Source organism: Tsuneonella sp. HG249, assembly GCF_053819205.1.
The window spans coordinates 1774718-1790829 of sequence record NZ_JBSOQY010000001.1; the positions used below are offsets into that span (position 1 = coordinate 1774718).

Sequence of the window (16112 nt, forward strand, 5' to 3'; positions counted from 1 at the left end):
GTTTGGCCCCTGTTACACAGTCAATGAAGCGCTTGATTGCACGCGCGGGCGAGGTCAAGACCTGATGCCGTGGCGTCCTCACCCCCATCCTCGCTGAAAGCCGACATCGCCGCGGCTCTCGACTGGTGGCGCGAGGCCGGTGTCGATGCGGTCTATCACGACGAGCCCAGGGCGTGGCTTGCCGACCCGCAAACCAGCGCGCATTCTCCGTCTCATACTCCGACGAAGGTAGAAAAAAGAGCACCTCCGCCTGACCCTCCCGTCCCGAAAATCGGCGGCCTGAGAGAGGGTTGGCCTTCGGACCTTGCAGCATTTCGTAACTGGTGGCTGACGGAACCCTCGCTGGACGAGGGCGGCCTGTTTCCGCGCATCGCTCCTTCGGGAGAGGCCGGTGCCGAATTGATGATACTGGTCCCGATGCCTGAGGAGGATGACCGCGATAGCCTGCTAGCGGGTCCGCAGGGACGCCTCCTCAACGGCTTCCTGAACGCCGCGGGCCTGGACACGCAGCAGGTGTATCGCGCCGCCGTGCTGTCCCGGCATACCCCCCTCGCCGATTGGGCGGAATTGGAACGCCACGGAATGGGTGCTCTTCTCGCTCACCATGTCGCGCTTGCCCGGCCAAAGCGGCTGTTGGTGCTCGGACGAAACATTCTGCCGCTTTGCGGGCACGATCCGACGCAAGGCGCTCAGATGTTACGGTCCTTCAATCATGAGGGCGGTACGGTGCCCGCGTTGTTCGCGGCTGGGCTCGAAAGACTGCTGGGCAACTGGCAGCTGCGCGCTCGGCTGTGGCAGCAATGGCTTGAATGGGCGGACGGCGACGCATGATGCGCAAGACCAAGTTGGGACTAGCACTGGCGGGTGCGCTCGCCTGCACCGTCTCGACCCCCGCTTTTGCCAACTCGAGCGCTGCTGAGTACTTTCGCGCTCGCGCCGGCAAGACCAACGTCCCTGAGCTGCTAAGCAAGGCGGAGCGGGATTGGTACAGGTCGCTCTTCGCCGCCCTCGACGCCAAAGACTGGGCGCGGATCGACGCGATGTTCGCGGAAAGGCCTGCAGGCCCGCTCCACCAGATCGCCCGCGCCGAATATTTCCTCGATTCCGCAAGCCCGAAAGTCGAGCTGCCGGCGATCGAGGCCTGGCTGGCGCAGGGTACGGAACTACCGCAAGCTTCCCAAATCGCCAACCTCGGGCTCAAGCGCGGGATGACGTCGCTGCCGGGCCTGCCTGGTCAGCAGCAACTCGTCGCGCAACCTGGCATCACCCGCCGCGTTTTGCCCCGCGCGGTGGAGGACGGCACGATGCCGGCGGAGGTCAAATCGGCGATCCTTGAGGCGATCAAGGCCGACAATCCGGACGCTGCGAGGATCCTCCTCGACGGTGTCGATGCCGGCCTCTCCAGCGACGCGCGCGCCGAATGGCGTCAGCGGGTCGCCTGGAGTTACTATATCGAAAACCAGGACGCGGCGGCGCTCGCCCTCGCGAACACAGTGCGGAATGGCGGTAGCGGGGCATGGATCGCCGAAGGCGACTGGACCGCGGGGCTGGCCGCCTGGCGGCTTAACGACTGCACTGGCGCCGCCGACGCATTCCAGCGGGTGGCCATCTCGGCGTACAACCCCGAATTGAACGCGGCGGGATATTATTGGGCGAGCCGCGCGAACGTGCGCTGCCGGCACCCGGAGAAGGCGGCCGAACAGCTTCGCGGCGCAGCTCGGCTCGACGAAACACTCTACGGCATGCTCGCCCGCGAGGCGCTCGGGCAGGAATTTCCGGGTCGCAGCCGCGCGCCGGACTTCGATCTCGCCGACTGGCAGCGGCTGCGCGACCAGCAGAATGTCCGCACCGCGGTCGCCCTTGCGGAGATCGGACGCGAGGCGCTCGCCGACGAGGTGCTGCGTCACGAGGCCAGGATCGGGCCGGCGGGGGAATACGATGCGTTGAGCCGGCTGGCGCGCGAACTGGGCCTGCCTTCGACACAGCTCTGGATGGCCGCCAACGCGCCGCGAGGGGCCAAGGCCGAGCCCGCGCTGCGGTTCCCCGCTCCGCGCTGGCAGCCCTCCGATGGGTGGAAGGTCGATCCCGCGCTCGCCTTCGCGCACGCGCTGCAAGAGTCGCGCTTCCAGACCCATGCCGTCAGCCCGGCCCAAGCGAAAGGGCTGATGCAGATCACCCCGATAACCGTGCGGGAACACGCGCCCCGCCTCAATATGAGCGCGAGCTACGTGAATCTGGAGGACCCTGCGACCAACCTCTCGTTCGGCCAGCGCAATCTCGAGATGCTGCGGGACAGCCAGGCGACGGGAGGGCTGCTGCCTAAGATAATGGCAGCTTATAACGCAGGGCTGACGCCGATCTCTCGTTGGAACGCAGAGATTCGCGACCACGGCGATCCGCTCCTCTACATGGAGAGCATCCCTTACTGGGAAACGCGCGGATACGTGGCGATCGTGATGCGCAACTACTGGATGTACGAGCGCCAGGCGGGCGGCGCGAGCGAAAGCCGCAGGGCCTTGGCGCAGGGCATGTGGCCGACGTTCCCCGAGCTGGCCGGCGGCGTGGCGGTAAGGCTGACCAAGGGGTTTTGAAGCCCCCCCTTAACTGGTCTGGGCTAGAGTAGATTTCCGAAGAAGCACCTTTCGAGTCGTTTCTGTTCTGTGTATGTTCCAATGCATGGAGCGCCGTCTCGAGCCCGAAATAGCCGGACGCGGAGCACAGGGCTCGCGGGTGCCGACTCGGTTCGGTCTCGCTACCCGGGAGGCTGACGGAGACTGGCGCGACTACATGGAAGTGCTTGACGGGCCGCCGGTAAAGCTGCGCACCACGGTCACCGAGGAACATCCCAAGACGATAATCAGCTTCAACAATTCGCCCGACATCGGCTTCGACCGCTCGATCAATGCCTATCGAGGTTGCGAGCATGGTTGTATCTACTGCTTCGCTCGACCGACCCACGCCTTCCACGACCTCTCTCCGGGTCTCGATTTCGAAACCCGCCTGTTCGCCAAGCCCGAGGCCGGGCGGCTGCTGCGCGAAACGCTGGCCAAGCCGAAGTACCGGGCAAAGCCGATCGCGATGGGAACGAACACCGACCCCTACCAGCCGATCGAGCGGACCTACCGCATCACCCGCCAAGTCCTCGAGATATGCCTCGAAGCTCGCCATCCGGTGACGATCACCACCAAATCCGACCGTGTGTGCGACGACCTCGACTTGCTGACCGAGATGGCCCGGTTGCGGCTCGTCGCGGTCTGCGTTTCGGTTACCAGTCTCGACCCGAAGTTGTCGGGAAAGCTCGAACCGCGCGCGGCCGCACCGGCGAAGCGTCTCGCGGCGCTCGGCAAGTTGGTGGATGCCGGGGTCCCGGCGCATTGCTCGATATCGCCGATCATTCCTGCGATAACCGATTGTTTCTTGGAGGAGATCGTCTCACGAGCGGCAGCACTTGGTGTACGATCAGCCGGGTGGATCCCGCTACGGCTGCCCCACGAAGTGGCCCCGTTGTTCCGCGAGTGGCTGTCGGTCCATTTCCCGGAACGCGGCGACAAAGTGATGAGCATCGTCGGCTCGATCCGCGGCGGGCGCGACAACGATCCCAACTTCTTCAGCCGCATGCAGCCGACCGGCGTGTGGGCCGACCTGCTTCGCTCTCGCTTCTCAATCGCGTGCAAACGGGCGGGAATAGTGAAGCAGAAGTTCGAACTGGACTGCACGAAATTCCGTGCGCCCGAGACCGGTGGCCAGATGCGCCTACTATGAGGCCCCCGAGCCGCGATCGCCGCTAGAAACCCGTCGTGTTGCCGGTAACGGCGAAGCGAACCAGCCGGCTGTCGGCCACGGCGGCTGTACGGTTGACCACAGCTTGCTGATAGTCGGGATCCGAGACCATCTCGAGGAATGCTGCGCTGTTCGGGTATTCCGCCACGAACGCGTCGTCCCAGCGCAGGTCTTCGGGCCCGATCACCATGGCTTCGAACCCGCCGCGCCAGACGATCCGTCCGCCGACGCGGCGAAAGATCGGCCCACTGGTCTTGCCGTATTCCTCGTACGCCCGCCGACCGCTCCAGCCTTTGCCGGCGTGCTCGTGACCAGCGGGATATTCGGCCTGCTCGCGGTACCGAAGCAGATTGAGCATGTGGACTGGCTCGTCTCGCGGAAGGGCCTTGAAAGCATCGAAGTTTCCGCGGCAGGGATCGATGTAGGTCTCGGTCATCGGAGAAGTTCCTTCTGCATGTAGAGCGTGTCGAGCACTTGCCCGAATTTGCGACCGACGTTGCGCATCCTTCCGGCTTGGACAAAACCGGCCTTGGAGTGCACGGCGACGCTGGCAGGTTCAGCCCCGCCAATGACCGCGATCATCTGTTCGAAACCGCAGCCCCTCGCCGCCTCGATGAGTCTCGCCATCAGGGCCGAGCCCACCCCTCGCCCGATCCGATCCGGCGCGACGTAGATGCTGTCTTCACATGTTCCCGCGTAGGCGGGCCGGTCGCGGAACTGGGTGGCGTAAGCGTAGCCGACGACTTCGCCGCCGATGTCGGCGATCAGGAACGGCCAGCCCTTACCAGTGATCGCCGCGATCTTTTCACGCCAGAAGTCTACGCCAGGTGGTTCGGTATCGAAGCTCGCTGTGCCGTGAAGCACGTGGTGGGCGTAGATTGCAGCAACCGCCTCCGCATCGCCGGGGTCGGCGGGGCGGATGGCGTCAGCGCGCATTTTACGCGGCGGTGAGGAAAGCATCCTCGTCGAGCGCCATCATTGCCTCGGCCCCCGCCTCGATCTTGCGCCGCAGCGCACCGCAATCGGGACCGTAGCGCTCAAGGAAGTAACGAGCGGTCGTCAACTTCGCCCGATAGAAGGCGGAATCTTCAGCACCTTCGGCCAACCGTGCAGCGGCGATCCGGGCCATCTTGAGCCACATCCACCCGAGCGAGACTACCCCCATGATCGTCATATAGTGATGGGCGCCGGCGCCGAGATTGTTGGGGTTGGCCATGGCGTTCTGCATGAACCACATCGTGGCGGCCTTCTGCTCGCCGACCGCCTTGGCGAGGGCTTCACCAAGCGGCTTGAGATCACCTTCGGCAGCAGAAGCCTCATCGTCCACCAGCTTGAAAAAGGCCTGGATCGCCGCGCCGCCCTTGTGAGCGAGCTTGCGGCCGCACAAGTCCATCGCCTGGATGCCGTTGGTGCCTTCGTAGATCTGGGCGATTCGCGCGTCGCGAACGAACTGCTCCATGCCCCATTCGGCAATGTAGCCGTGCCCGCCGAACACCTGCTGCATGTTTACGGCAGTCTCGAAGCCCTTGTCGGTGCCGTAGCCCTTGATCACCGGGGTGAGCAGCCCAAGGAGATCGTCCGCCAGGGTGCGCTCTTCCTCGGTTTCAGCCTTGTGAGTGAGGTCTACCTGCAACGACGCGAAAAGGTAGAGCGCGCGCATTCCCTCGGTGAACGCCTTGGCGTCCATCAGCATGCGGCGCACGTCGGGGTGAACGATGATGTTATCGGCCTTCTGCTCAGGGTCCGCGGGCCCGGAAAGCGCGCGGCCCTGCCGCCGGTCGCGTGCGTAGGCCACGGCGTTCTGGTAGGCGACCTCGGCTTGAGCGAGGCCCTGGATGCCCACACCCAAGCGCGCGGCATTCATCATGACGAACATCGCCGCCAGCCCGCGCATTTCCTCGCCGACCAACCAGCCCTTCGCGCCGTCGTAGTTCATGACACAGGTCGAGTTGCCGTGAATGCCCATCTTGTGCTCGATCGAGCCGCAATGGACAGCGTTGCGATCGCCGAGCGTGCCGTTGTCGTTCACCAGCACCTTCGGCACCACGAACAGGCTGATGCCCTTGCTGCTATCCGGCGCACCCGGCGTCTTGGCGAGGACGAGGTGGATGATGTTCTCGGTAAGGTCGTGCTCACCGGCGGAAATGAATATCTTCGTGCCAGTGATGGCGTAGCTGCCGTCGGCCTGGGGCTCGGCCTTGGTCCTTATCAGGCCGAGGTCGGTGCCGCATTGGGGCTCGGTGAGGTTCATCGTTCCGAGCCACTTGTTGGCGATCATGTTCGGCACGTAACGCTGTTTGAGCTCATCGCTCCCAAAGGCGAGGAGCGCACTCACCGCGCCATTGGTCAGCCCAGGATACATCCCGAACGAATGATTCGCAGTCGAGGCAAATTCTTCAAGCACGAAGCCCAACACATGGGGCATATCCTGGCCGCCAAAGTCGGCGGGCGCTGACAGGGTCGACCAACCCGCCTCGACGTACTGGTCGAAGGCCTGCTTGAAACCTGTCGGGGTGGTCACCGAGCCGTCAGGATGGCGCGTGCAGCCTTCTCGGTCGCCGACCTGGTTTAGCGGCGCCAGGACCTCCGCGCAGAACTTGCCACACTCGTCGATCACCGTGTCAATGAGGTCGGGCGTCGCGCTTTCGAAGCCGGGCCGGTTGCCGTAGCTCGGCAGGTCGAGAACTTCGTTGACGACGAACTTGGTGTCGCGGGTGGGCGCGGTATAGGTCGGCATTCTCGGTCCTTATCAGCCGGCGTCTGCGACACGCTCGACATGGGAGATGAACTCGGTGAGCTCCGTAATCGCCGAGTCGATGTCGGCGCGCTGGCGCTTCAATTTTGCGATGTGTTCGCGACACTTTTCTATGGTGAAACGGCGTTGTTCGACGCGGTTGTCGCCGAGATCGTACAGGTCGATCATCTCGCGAATGTCGCCGAGACTGAAGCCCACGTTCTTTGCGCGCATGATCCACGCCAGGCGGGCCCGGTCGCGCTTCGAGTAGATACGGGCGAGACCCACCCGCCGCGGGGCGATCAGGCCCTCATCCTCGTAGAAGCGCAACGCCCTCGCGGTGCAGCCGAATTCCTCCGTCAGGTCGGAGATCGAGAACTGTTCGCGCTCGAGATGGTCGGGGCGCTCGATATGGGCGCCCTGATGGGTCGGGTCGGACTTGCGAGCGGGTTCGGCCATGGCACGAAATAGCCGTAGCTTTACGTTTCCGTCAAGCATTGACGGGGCGGAGAGCCTCCCCGTCAAGAACGCGATAGAAGCAGGTGTCCATGCCCGTATGGCAAGTCGGCCCGGCCGGCATGCATTCGAGCACCAGTGCATCTTGGTCGCAATCGACCAGCACTCGCTCGATCTTGAGGAAGTGGCCCGAACTCTCGCCCTTCTTCCACAGCCGCCCGCGCGATCGCGAGTGGAAGTGCGCAAAGCCGGTCTCTCGCGTAGCAGTCAACGCTTCCTCGTCCATAAAAGCGACCATGAGAACTGCCTTATTGGCGGCGTCGACGACCACGGCCGTTAGCAAACCGTTTGCGTCGAACTTCGCAGCAAAAGCCGCGTCGGGCATCTCGGCCAAGGAGAACGAAGCTTGTTGCACTATAACAACAGCACTCCGTCAAAATCGGCACCCGCGCAAGATGTCGCTTTGATGAATGGCGGTTCAATGAGACATTTTGCCCCGCAGCCACACGGGCAGCGAACCGGAACGCCGGTGCCGATAGAGCGCCAGGTTCAGGGACCGCCGAAGGAGCACCGCGCCTAGCGCGACTCTGGAAGCAGACGATGAGGGATCGGATCCAGGTGGTCAGGGGGTGACTGCCGAAGCTCGGGATGAAAGTTCAGAGCGGGTCCAGCGTATTTCGTCACGGTACGCCCGGGGTTCGCGCCCCGGGCGTTTCGTTTGCGGGGATCACTCCTTCCACTTCGTCCAGTACCCGCGCGAAGCATGCGACGATCACTTTCGCCGCCCCCGCGCGCTTGAGCGCTCGCACGCAGGCTTCGCTTGTGGCGCCACTGGTCAGCACATCGTCGACGAGGATCACCTGAGCGCCCTTGAGCTTCGCTCCGTGTGACGGATTAACTTGCAAGGCTCCCCCGAGCACGCGCGCTCTTGCCTTGCGGCCCAGCCCGCCCAGCATGGGCGTCCGCTTCGAGCGAACCAGCCCGTCCACCACGAGTGCTGCTCCACTAAGCTTGGCGAGCTCGCGCGCGAAAAGCGCCGCCTGGTTGAAGCCCCGCGACCATAAGCGCCAGCGATGGAGCGGCACGGGCACCACCAGCCACGCCCCTTCCAGTGCGGGCAGCCTGGCGGCGATCAGCCGTGCGAGCATGGGGGCGAGCGCAATGCGTCGCCCATGCTTGAATGCAAGCACCAGCTTGCGCGAACCCTCGCCGTAAAGCGTCCCGGCGGCGATGCCGTCGTGCAGTGGCGGCGCCGCAAGGCAGGGGCCGCATCTCGCGCTGTCGCCCAAATCCGCCGTGCCGAAGGGGCGCTGGCACGTGGCGCAGGCCGGCTCGCCAGGGATGCGCAGCTCACTCCAGCAGTCGCCGCACAGGCCGGTCTGGGCGCCGATCGCAGTCCCACATAGTGGGCATCGGGGCGGGTAGATCAGGTCGACGATCGGCGCGACACCTTCGCGGACAGCGGCGGCCACGCTCACTCTTGCCTCTCCGCGGTCCTGGGGGCAGGGCATCGCCCATGGCGCGTGACTTGCCACCCGAGATATTCAGCGCGCGGCGCAAGACCGCCCGTGCCGCCCGAGCGAAAGCACTGCAATCGCGTCACGGAGCGGCCGATTGGCTTGCCGACTCGCTTATCGAGGACGCACTGGAGCGGATCGAGTTCATGCGTCTCTCGCCCGACCGAGCGCTGGTGCTCGGTACCGGCGCCGCCGAACTCGGCCGACTGCTCGAACGCAAGGACATGCGGGTAACCGTCGCTGAACCTGGCACACTCGACCTCGAGGCGCCCTACTCGTTCGGCGGCTTCGGCTTGATCGTCAGCCTGGCGGCGCTCGACACGGTCAACGACCTGCCCGGCGCGTTGATCCACCAGCGGCTGGCGCTCGGCGACGGCGGTGTCATGCTGGCAAGCATGGTCGGCGCAGGAAGCTTGCCCCGGCTTCGAAGCGCGTTGCTCGCCGCCGACGGCGAGCGGCCCGCGGCGCGGCTGCACCCCGCCGTGGACGCACGATCCGGTGCGGGCCTGCTCCAGCGCGCCGGCTTCGCGCGGCAAGTTGCCGACGGGTGGACCATCCGCCTGCTTTATGGTTCGCTCGACACGCTGATTGCGGACTTGCGCTCGCAAGGCCTGACAAGCGCGCTCAACGACGCCGCGCCGCCGCTCACCCGGGCCGGGCTGGATCGCGCGCGCGAGACCTTCCTTGCCGACGCCGACCGGCACGGAAGGGTGGCCGAGACCGTCGAAATCCTCACTCTCACCGGCTGGCGCTAGCTCGCCCAGCACGATCAGCGGAGTGCTGCTTGCGCTGCCGCGAGGCGGGCGATCGGCACGCGGTAGGGGCTCGCAGACACGTAATCGAGACCGACTTCCTCGCAGAACGCGATGCTCGCCGGGTCTCCGCCGTGCTCGCCACAGATGCCGAGCTTGAGGTCAGGCCGGGTCGCCCGGCCCCGTTCGGCCGCAATGCGGACGAGTTGCCCGACGCCCTCGATATCCACGCTGACAAAGGGATCGCGCGCGAAGATGCCCTTGCCGACATACTCCGACAGGAAGCGGCCCGCGTCGTCCCTCGAAACGCCGAGAGTAGTCTGCGTCAGGTCGTTGGTTCCAAACGAAAAGAATGAGGCTTCCTCGGCGATCTGGCCGGCCATCAGCGCGGCTCGCGGCAGCTCGATCATCGTGCCCACCAGATAGCCGACCGACCGGCCCTTCTCGGCGAAGACCTCCTGCGCGGTTCGATCCACGAGCGCCTTGAGCAGTTCCAGTTCGCGCTTCGACGCGACGAGCGGGATCATCACCTCCGGCACCGGTGCTTCCCCCTCACCCGCGACATCGCACACCGCTTCGAAGATCGCCCGCGCCTGCATCTCGTAGATTTCGGGGTAGGTGATGCCGAGCCGGCAACCGCGGTGGCCGAGCATAGGATTGAACTCGTGCAATTCCTCCGCGCGGCGCTTGAGGTGATCGACGCCATAGCCGGTGATCTCGGCCAGTTCGGCGAACTCCGCGTCGCCCGTGGGTAGAAACTCGTGGAGCGGGGGGTCGAGCAGGCGGATGGTGCACGGACGGCCGGCCATTACACGGAAGATCTCGGCGAAGTCGGCTCGCTGCTCGGGGAGCAGCAGGGCGAGCGCCTTGCGCCGGCCGCGCTCGTCCTCGGCGAGGATCATCTGGCGCACCGCGCTGATGCGGCTCGCGTCGAAGAACATGTGCTCGGTGCGGCACAGGCCGATGCCTTCCGCGCCGAAGCTCACCGCCATGCGGCAGTCGGCGGGCGTCTCCGCGTTGGTGCGCACCTTCATCCGCCGGTGACGGTCGGCCCATTCCATCAGGGTGCCGAAGTCGCCCGAGAGCTGCGGCTCGATGGTGGCGACCTCCCCCGCCATTACCTGCCCGGTCGAGCCGTCGAGCGTCAGCACATCGCCCTCCGCGAGCTCGCGCCCGGCGATGAGCAAGGTGCGCGCCTTGAGATCGATCGACACCGCGCTGGCGCCGGACACGCAGCAGCGCCCCATCCCGCGCGCCACCACCGCCGCGTGCGACGTCATCCCGCCACGCGCGGTGAGGATGCCTTGCGCTGCGTGCATGCCGTGGATGTCTTCGGGCGAGGTTTCGACCCGCACCAGGATCACCTTTTCGCCGCGCCCGGCCCAGCTTTCGGCCGTATCGGCGTCGAGGACGATCTTGCCGCTCGCCGCACCGGGCGAAGCGGGCAACCCAGTGGTCAGCACATCGCGCGGCGCCCGGGGATCGAGCGTCGGGTGGAGCAGCTGGTCCAAGGCCATCGGATCGACCCGCAGGATCGCCGTCTTCTCGTCGATCAGCCCCTCGCCCGCCATGTCGACCGCCATCTTGAGCGCGGCCTTGGCGGTCCGCTTGCCGCTTCGAGTCTGGAGCATCCACAGCTTGCCCTGCTGCACGGTGAATTCGATGTCCTGCATGTCGCGGTAGTGCCGTTCGAGCAGGTCGAACACCCGGGCGAGCTCGCCGTAGGCCTCGGGCATCGCCTCTTCCATGCTCGGCAGCTTGGCGCCCGCCGCCTCTCGCGCGGCGTGAGTCAGGTACTGCGGGGTGCGGATGCCGGCGACGACGTCCTCGCCCTGCGCGTTGACCAGCCATTCGCCGTAGTAAGCCCGCTCGCCGGTAGCGGGATCGCGGGTGAAGGCGACGCCGGTGGCGCTGGTATCGCCCATGTTGCCGAACACCATCGCCTGCACGGTCACGGCGGTGCCCCAGTTGCCGGGGATGTCGTTGAGGCGGCGATAGACCTTGGCCCGATCGCTGTCCCAGCTGTCGAACACCGCGGCTACCGCGCCGTAGAGCTGCTCCCACGGATCGTCGGGGAACTCACGGCCCGCTTCCTCGCGGACGATCTGCTTGTACTTGAGCGTGAGGCCCTCGAGCGCCTCGACCGACAGCTCGGTGTCGAGCGCGGCGTCGTTGTCCTCCTTGGCGATCTCGAGCGCTTCCTCGAACAGTCCGTGATCGACACCCATCACCACGTCGGCGTACATCTGGATGAAGCGGCGGTAGCTATCCCACGCGAAGCGCGCGTCGCCGCTGGTGTCGGCCAGGCTCTCGACGGCCTGCTCGTCCATTCCGAGGTTGAGCACGGTATCCATCATTCCGGGCATCGACACCCGCGCGCCCGAGCGGACGGAGACCAGCAGCGGCACTCCCGCGCCGGGCACGCCGAAGCGGCAGCCGGTCGCCGCCTCGATGTGCTGAATGCCTTTGCGGATTTCCGCCTGCAGCGCATCGGAGAGCGCGCCGGTCGCGCCGTAGGCGGCGCATTCCTCGGTGGTGACGGTAAAACCGGGGGGTACGGGCAGGCCAATCCCCGCCATCTCGGCGAGGTTGGCACCCTTGCCGCCGACGATCGTCTTGTCCTTCGACCGCGGGTCGTTCGACGTAGTACCGCCGCCGAAGAAATAGACTGTCTGCTGGGTCATCGCGCGCGCTGTTCTTCCGGTTCAGAGTGACAGTGTCACCCTAGGAAAATGTGCAAGACACTGTTTTTGTCTCGAAAATTTGTTGGGTTTGGGTGACACATCACCACCGCGCCTCTTTCTCACCCCTCGATGCGGCTGAAATCGGCCACCCGGTGCACCGCATCGCGGAACCGGGCGAGCAGGTTGAGGCGCGCCGCGCGCTTGGCGGGGTCGGCGTCGTTCACGGTCACATTGTCAAAGAACGAATCGATCGGCGCACGCAGCGACGCAAGCGCGGCCATCGCGGCGCCAAAGTCCTCGGCCTCGACCGCACGGCTGGCGGTGGGCTCGGCCGAATCGAGCGCCTCGATCAGCGCCATTTCGGCAGGCTCGGGCGTGTAGGAAAGCGAATTCGCGCGCTCGCGCTCGAGTGCCATCCGCGCCTGGACGACTACCGCGAGATCGGGATCGTCGACAACGGCCAGCGGGTCTTCCTCGCCGGTGCGGGGGATGCCCTGCGCCTTGTGAGATTGATCTGCCGCCTTGTCGCCCGACCACTCCTCCTTTTTGAGGATGTTCGCTGCGCGCTTGTAGCCGGCGAGAAGGTTAGCGCCATCTTCGCTGCCCATGAACGCCTGCAGCGCCTTCACGCGGGCGAGCAGGCGGATGAGATCGTCTTCCCCGCCAAGCGCGAACACCGCATCGATCAGGTCATGGCGGACGCCCGCCTCGCGTTGCTGGACTTTGAGTCGGTCGGCGAAGAACGCGATCACTTCGCCGGCGGCACGATCGAGCAGGTGGGCCGCGTCAGCGCTGCTGCCCTGCCCCGCCCTTAGCGCAAGCGCGCCGCGCACCGCGGGTATGAGCGGCAGGCGCAGCGAATTTTGGCCGATCAGTTCGATGATGCCCAGCGCTGCCCGGCGAAGGGCGAACGGGTCCTTCGAACCCGTCGGCTTTTGATCGATCCCAAAAAACGCCGAGATGGTATCCAGCTTATCCGCCAGGCTTACCGCCACCGTCAGCGGGGCGGTTGGAACCTCGTCGCCTTGGCCGGCCGGCTTGTAGTGGTCGCGCACTGCATCGGCGAGCGCATCAGGGAGGCCCTCCGCTCGCGCGTAGTAGCCACCCATCATGCCCTGCAACTCGGGGAACTCGCCAACCATCTCGGTGACGAGGTCGGCCTTGGCGAGGCGCGCGGCCTGTTCCGCCTGGTCCGGGTCCGCACCCTTGACCACGCCCTCTGCCACCAGCCACCGCGCCAGCTTGGCGACACGCTCGACCTTGTCGGCCACGGTTCCGAGCTTCTCGTGGAAGGTGATCCGCTCCAGCTTCTTCGCGTGGTCCGCCAGCGGGGTCTTGCGGTCTTGCTCCCAGAAGAACCGCGCGTCGGAGAGGCGCGCGGCGAGGACCTTGCGGTTGCCGTCGATCACCCCCGCGCCGCCGTCGACGGGATCGATGTTGGCGGTGCATACGAACGCGTTGGCGAGCTTGCCTGCCACATCGTTGCAGACGAAATACTTCTGGTTGGTCCGCGCGGTGAGCTGGATGACCTCGGGCGGCACGTCGAGGAACGCGGCCTCGAAGCGGCCGAGCAGGGGCACCGGCCATTCGGTGAGCCCCGCGTTCTCTACCACCAGGCCCTCGTCCTCGACCAGCGTCAGCCCTTCGGCCTCGGCGGCCGCCTTTGCGCCCTCCCGGATCAGGTCCTGCCGTTCCGCGTGATCGACGAGCACGTGGCAGGCGCGCAGCTTCTCCTGATAGTCGTCCGCCCCGCCGATGGTGATCGGGCCGTCGTGGTGAAAGCGGTGACCGAGGGTGGCGTAGCCGCTGACGACACCGCCCACCTCGCACTCGACCAGGTCTTCGCCGAGGATGGCGACAATGCCCGACATCGGCCGCACCCAGCGAATGCTCTCGGTCGAAAGCGATGCCCCTCCCCATCGCATCGATTTGGGCCACGAGAATGCGCGGACGATCGCCGGAATCGCCTCGGCGAGCACCTCGCGGGTCGCGCGGCCCGGCTTCTCGACCACCGCGTAGAACACGCCGTCGCGGTCCTCGAGCTGGTGCTTGGTGAGGCCCGTCTTGCGCAGAAACCCTTCGAGCGCCTGTTCGGGGGCCGAGCTACGCGGCCCCTTGGTCTCCTCGCGGATCGCCTCGGTCGCATCGGGAAGGTCGCGCGCGATCAGCGCGAGGCGGCGCGGGGTCGACCACACCGTCACCTCACCCGCCGCGACGCCGGCCGCGTCCAGCTCCTTGCGGAACAGCTTCTCCAGTTCGGCCCGAGCGCCTGCTTGCATCCGCGCGGGTATTTCCTCGCAGCGCAGTTCGAGGAGGAAGGCGCTCACGCGCTCCACCCCGCGTATTCGCCCGCCCAGCGGTCGGCTTCCTTGGCCATGTACGCCTCGCAGCTGCCGCGGGCGAGGTCACGCACTTGGGCCATGTAGCTTGCCCGTTCCTGCACGCTGATCACGCCGCGCGCCTGGAGCAGATTGAACACGTGGCTCGCCTCGATCGCCTGCTCGTAAGCCGGGATCGGCAGCCCCGCAGCGAGCGCATTCTTGCACTCGGCGACCGCCTTGCGAAACAGGTCGAACAGGCCGTCGGTATCGGCGACCTCGAAGTTCCACTTCGACATCTGCTTTTCGTTTTCTAGGAACACTTGCCCGTAGCTAACCCCGCGGCCGTCGAAATCGAGATCATAGACGTTGTCGACGCCCTGAAGGTACATCGCGAGGCGTTCGAGCCCATAAGTCAGTTCGCCGGCGACCGGCTTACAGTCGAACCCGCCCATCTGCTGGAAATAGGTGAACTGGGTCACCTCCATCCCGTCGCACCAGACCTCCCAGCCCAGCCCCCAGGCGCCGAGCGTGGGGCTTTCCCAGTCGTCCTCGACGAAGCGGATGTCGTGCTTCAGCGGATCGATGCCGATCGCGGCAAGGCTCTGCAGGTAGAGTCCCTGCAGGTCCGGCGGGCTCGGCTTAAGGATCACCTGGTACTGATAGTAATGCTGCAGCCGGTTGGGGTTCTCGCCATAGCGACCATCGGTTGGCCGGCGGCACGGCTGGACGAACGCGGCGTTCCACGGCTCCGGCCCCAGTGCGCGCAGTGTGGTCGCGGTGTGGAACGTGCCCGCCCCCATCCGCATGTCGTAAGGCTGCAGGATCAGACAGCCGTTCGCGCTCCAGAAATCGTGGAGCGTCAGGATCATGTCCTGGAAGCTCTTGGAAGGGTCGCGCGCCATAGTGCGGCGCGCCATGGCGGATGGCCGGAAAGCGGTCAACGGGCGGGCGATGTCAGGTATGTTTGACATGGTCAGCGAATCGCGACATATAGTCAGGTATACATGACATATAGACGTAACCTCCTGACGTGAAGAACCGCCTGAAAGTGCTTCGCGCGGAGCGGGACTGGAGCCAGGCCGAATTGGCCTTGCGGCTCGACGTGTCGCGTCAGGCGGTCAACGCTATCGAAACTGGCAAGCACGATCCGTCGCTGCCTCTCGCCTTTCGCATTTCCCGGCTGTTCGCCCTGCCGATCGAGGAGATTTTCGATGACCATGGATGACATGCCGACACCGAGGTGGCGGCATCCTGTCGTGATCGTCGCGCTTACGAGCCTCGGGCTGATGATGTCCCTCGGCATTATCACCGGCGTGGTGGCGGGCACGATCGAGCGCGGGACCATGAAGCCGCTGGCGGCGGTGGTCCTGGTCGCCGTGGTGGCCCTCGTTATCGGATGCGGCCTGGCTCTGCGGCGCGTGTTGCCGCGCATCTATGCGCAAAGTTCGCCGCGAGTGACCCAGTCGCGGCGCATGCTGACGATCTCGGCGCTGATCGGCGGCGGCCTAGGGCTTCTTCTCGCTCTCGGCAGCCTCGCGACCGGGCAGGAGTCCCCCAGTGCGTTCAGCAACGCACCGATGGCGGGCTGGATGGCGATCGCGGTGATCGCGGTCTGGCTCCTGCTGGTCCCGCCGATAACCTGGAAATGGCACCGCTCGATCGACGAGCACGAGGCCAGCGCCTACCGCGACGGCACGCTCGCCGGGATGTACGCCTATTGCGCCATCGCTCCGACCTGGTGGTTCGGCTGGCGCGGCGGGTTCCTGCCCGAACCCCAGGAAATGATCACCTTCCTCGTCGTAATCACCGTCTGGGGCATCGTCTGGCTGGTGCGCCGCTACGGCTGAGGTTCAGCTTTCCCCATCCAT

The 16112-nt window shown here is 65.7% G+C and carries 15 protein-coding genes; 6 read left to right on the plus strand and 9 right to left on the minus strand.

The annotated features are described in order from the left end of the window. The first annotated feature begins 36 nt into the window (after nt 1–36). The 3 genes from ACWPM1_RS08945 (at nt 37) to ACWPM1_RS08955 (ending at nt 3762) form a co-directional block, all read left to right on the plus strand. A complete protein-coding gene (locus ACWPM1_RS08945; RefSeq protein ID WP_455694489.1) occupies nt 37–831 on the plus strand; it encodes a hypothetical protein in 795 nt (264 codons plus the stop codon). Beyond that, nucleotides 828–2591 (plus strand): transglycosylase SLT domain-containing protein, encoded by a 1764-nt coding sequence (locus ACWPM1_RS08950; RefSeq protein WP_455694490.1) that lies wholly within the window; start codon nt 828–830, stop codon nt 2589–2591. The genes ACWPM1_RS08945 and ACWPM1_RS08950 overlap by 4 nt, the downstream gene beginning before the upstream one ends. An 85-nt stretch (nt 2592–2676) precedes the next feature. Beyond that, nucleotides 2677–3762: a PA0069 family radical SAM protein gene (locus tag ACWPM1_RS08955; RefSeq protein WP_455694491.1), complete on the plus strand. Its 1086-nt coding sequence runs from the start codon at nt 2677–2679 to the stop codon at nt 3760–3762. A 22-nt stretch (nt 3763–3784) separates the two neighbouring features. Here ACWPM1_RS08955 and ACWPM1_RS08960 read toward each other — a convergent pair whose 3' ends face one another. The 6 genes from ACWPM1_RS08960 to ACWPM1_RS08985 all read right to left on the minus strand — a co-directional run bounded on the left by ACWPM1_RS08960 (nt 3785) and on the right by ACWPM1_RS08985 (nt 8448). Next, the gene (locus ACWPM1_RS08960) at nt 3785–4216 is read right to left on the minus strand and encodes a DUF1330 domain-containing protein (protein WP_455694492.1); all 432 of its coding nucleotides are present in this window, start codon (nt 4214–4216) and stop codon (nt 3785–3787) included. Beyond that, the gene (locus ACWPM1_RS08965) at nt 4213–4716 is read right to left on the minus strand and encodes an N-acetyltransferase family protein (RefSeq protein WP_455694493.1); all 504 of its coding nucleotides are present in this window, start codon (nt 4714–4716) and stop codon (nt 4213–4215) included. Before ACWPM1_RS08965 ends, ACWPM1_RS08960 begins: the two co-directional genes overlap by 4 nt. Nucleotide 4717: 1 nt before the next feature. Beyond that, complete coding sequence (locus ACWPM1_RS08970; protein ID WP_455694494.1) at nt 4718–6517, minus strand: acyl-CoA dehydrogenase C-terminal domain-containing protein; 1800 nt, start codon at nt 6515–6517, stop codon at nt 4718–4720. Between the two features lie 12 nt (nt 6518–6529). After that, nucleotides 6530–6973: a MerR family transcriptional regulator gene (locus tag ACWPM1_RS08975; protein ID WP_455694495.1), complete on the minus strand. Its 444-nt coding sequence runs from the start codon at nt 6971–6973 to the stop codon at nt 6530–6532. A gap of 31 nt (nt 6974–7004) precedes the next feature. Continuing rightward, entirely contained in the window at nt 7005–7355 is a 351-nt protein-coding gene (gene hisI / locus ACWPM1_RS08980; RefSeq protein WP_455695148.1) for a phosphoribosyl-AMP cyclohydrolase, read from the minus strand. 295 nt (nt 7356–7650) lie between these two features. Then, nucleotides 7651–8448: a double zinc ribbon domain-containing protein gene (locus ACWPM1_RS08985; RefSeq protein WP_455694496.1), complete on the minus strand. Its 798-nt coding sequence runs from the start codon at nt 8446–8448 to the stop codon at nt 7651–7653. A gap of 38 nt (nt 8449–8486) precedes the next feature. Here ACWPM1_RS08985 and ACWPM1_RS08990 point away from each other — a divergent pair, with 38 nt between their 5' ends. Then, entirely contained in the window at nt 8487–9242 is a 756-nt protein-coding gene (locus tag ACWPM1_RS08990) for a methyltransferase domain-containing protein (RefSeq protein ID WP_455694497.1), read from the plus strand. Between the two features lie 14 nt (nt 9243–9256). Here the strand turns inward: ACWPM1_RS08990 and ppdK are convergent, their stop codons facing one another. From ppdK to ACWPM1_RS09005, 3 genes are all read right to left on the minus strand, one after another. Then, entirely contained in the window at nt 9257–11923 is a 2667-nt protein-coding gene (gene ppdK, locus ACWPM1_RS08995) for a pyruvate, phosphate dikinase (protein ID WP_455694498.1), read from the minus strand. Between the two features lie 119 nt (nt 11924–12042). Beyond that, nucleotides 12043–14250 carry a glycine--tRNA ligase subunit beta gene (glyS, locus tag ACWPM1_RS09000; protein ID WP_455694499.1) on the minus strand — a complete coding sequence of 736 codons (2208 nt, stop codon included), beginning with the start codon at nt 14248–14250 and terminating at the stop codon, nt 12043–12045. Next, nucleotides 14247–15146, minus strand: a complete 900-nt coding sequence (locus ACWPM1_RS09005; RefSeq protein ID WP_455695149.1) for a glycine--tRNA ligase subunit alpha — start codon at nt 15144–15146, stop codon at nt 14247–14249. The genes glyS and ACWPM1_RS09005 overlap by 4 nt, the downstream gene beginning before the upstream one ends. 128 nt (nt 15147–15274) lie before the next feature. On the opposite strand from ACWPM1_RS09005, the gene ACWPM1_RS09010 reads away from it, so the two are divergent. Both ACWPM1_RS09010 and ACWPM1_RS09015 read left to right on the plus strand, forming a co-directional pair. Further along, complete coding sequence (locus ACWPM1_RS09010) at nt 15275–15469, plus strand: helix-turn-helix transcriptional regulator (protein WP_455694500.1); 195 nt, start codon at nt 15275–15277, stop codon at nt 15467–15469. Then, nucleotides 15456–16091 carry a hypothetical protein gene (locus ACWPM1_RS09015; protein ID WP_455694501.1) on the plus strand — a complete coding sequence of 212 codons (636 nt, stop codon included), beginning with the start codon at nt 15456–15458 and terminating at the stop codon, nt 16089–16091. Before ACWPM1_RS09010 ends, ACWPM1_RS09015 begins: the two co-directional genes overlap by 14 nt. Nucleotides 16092–16112 lie beyond the last annotated feature (21 nt).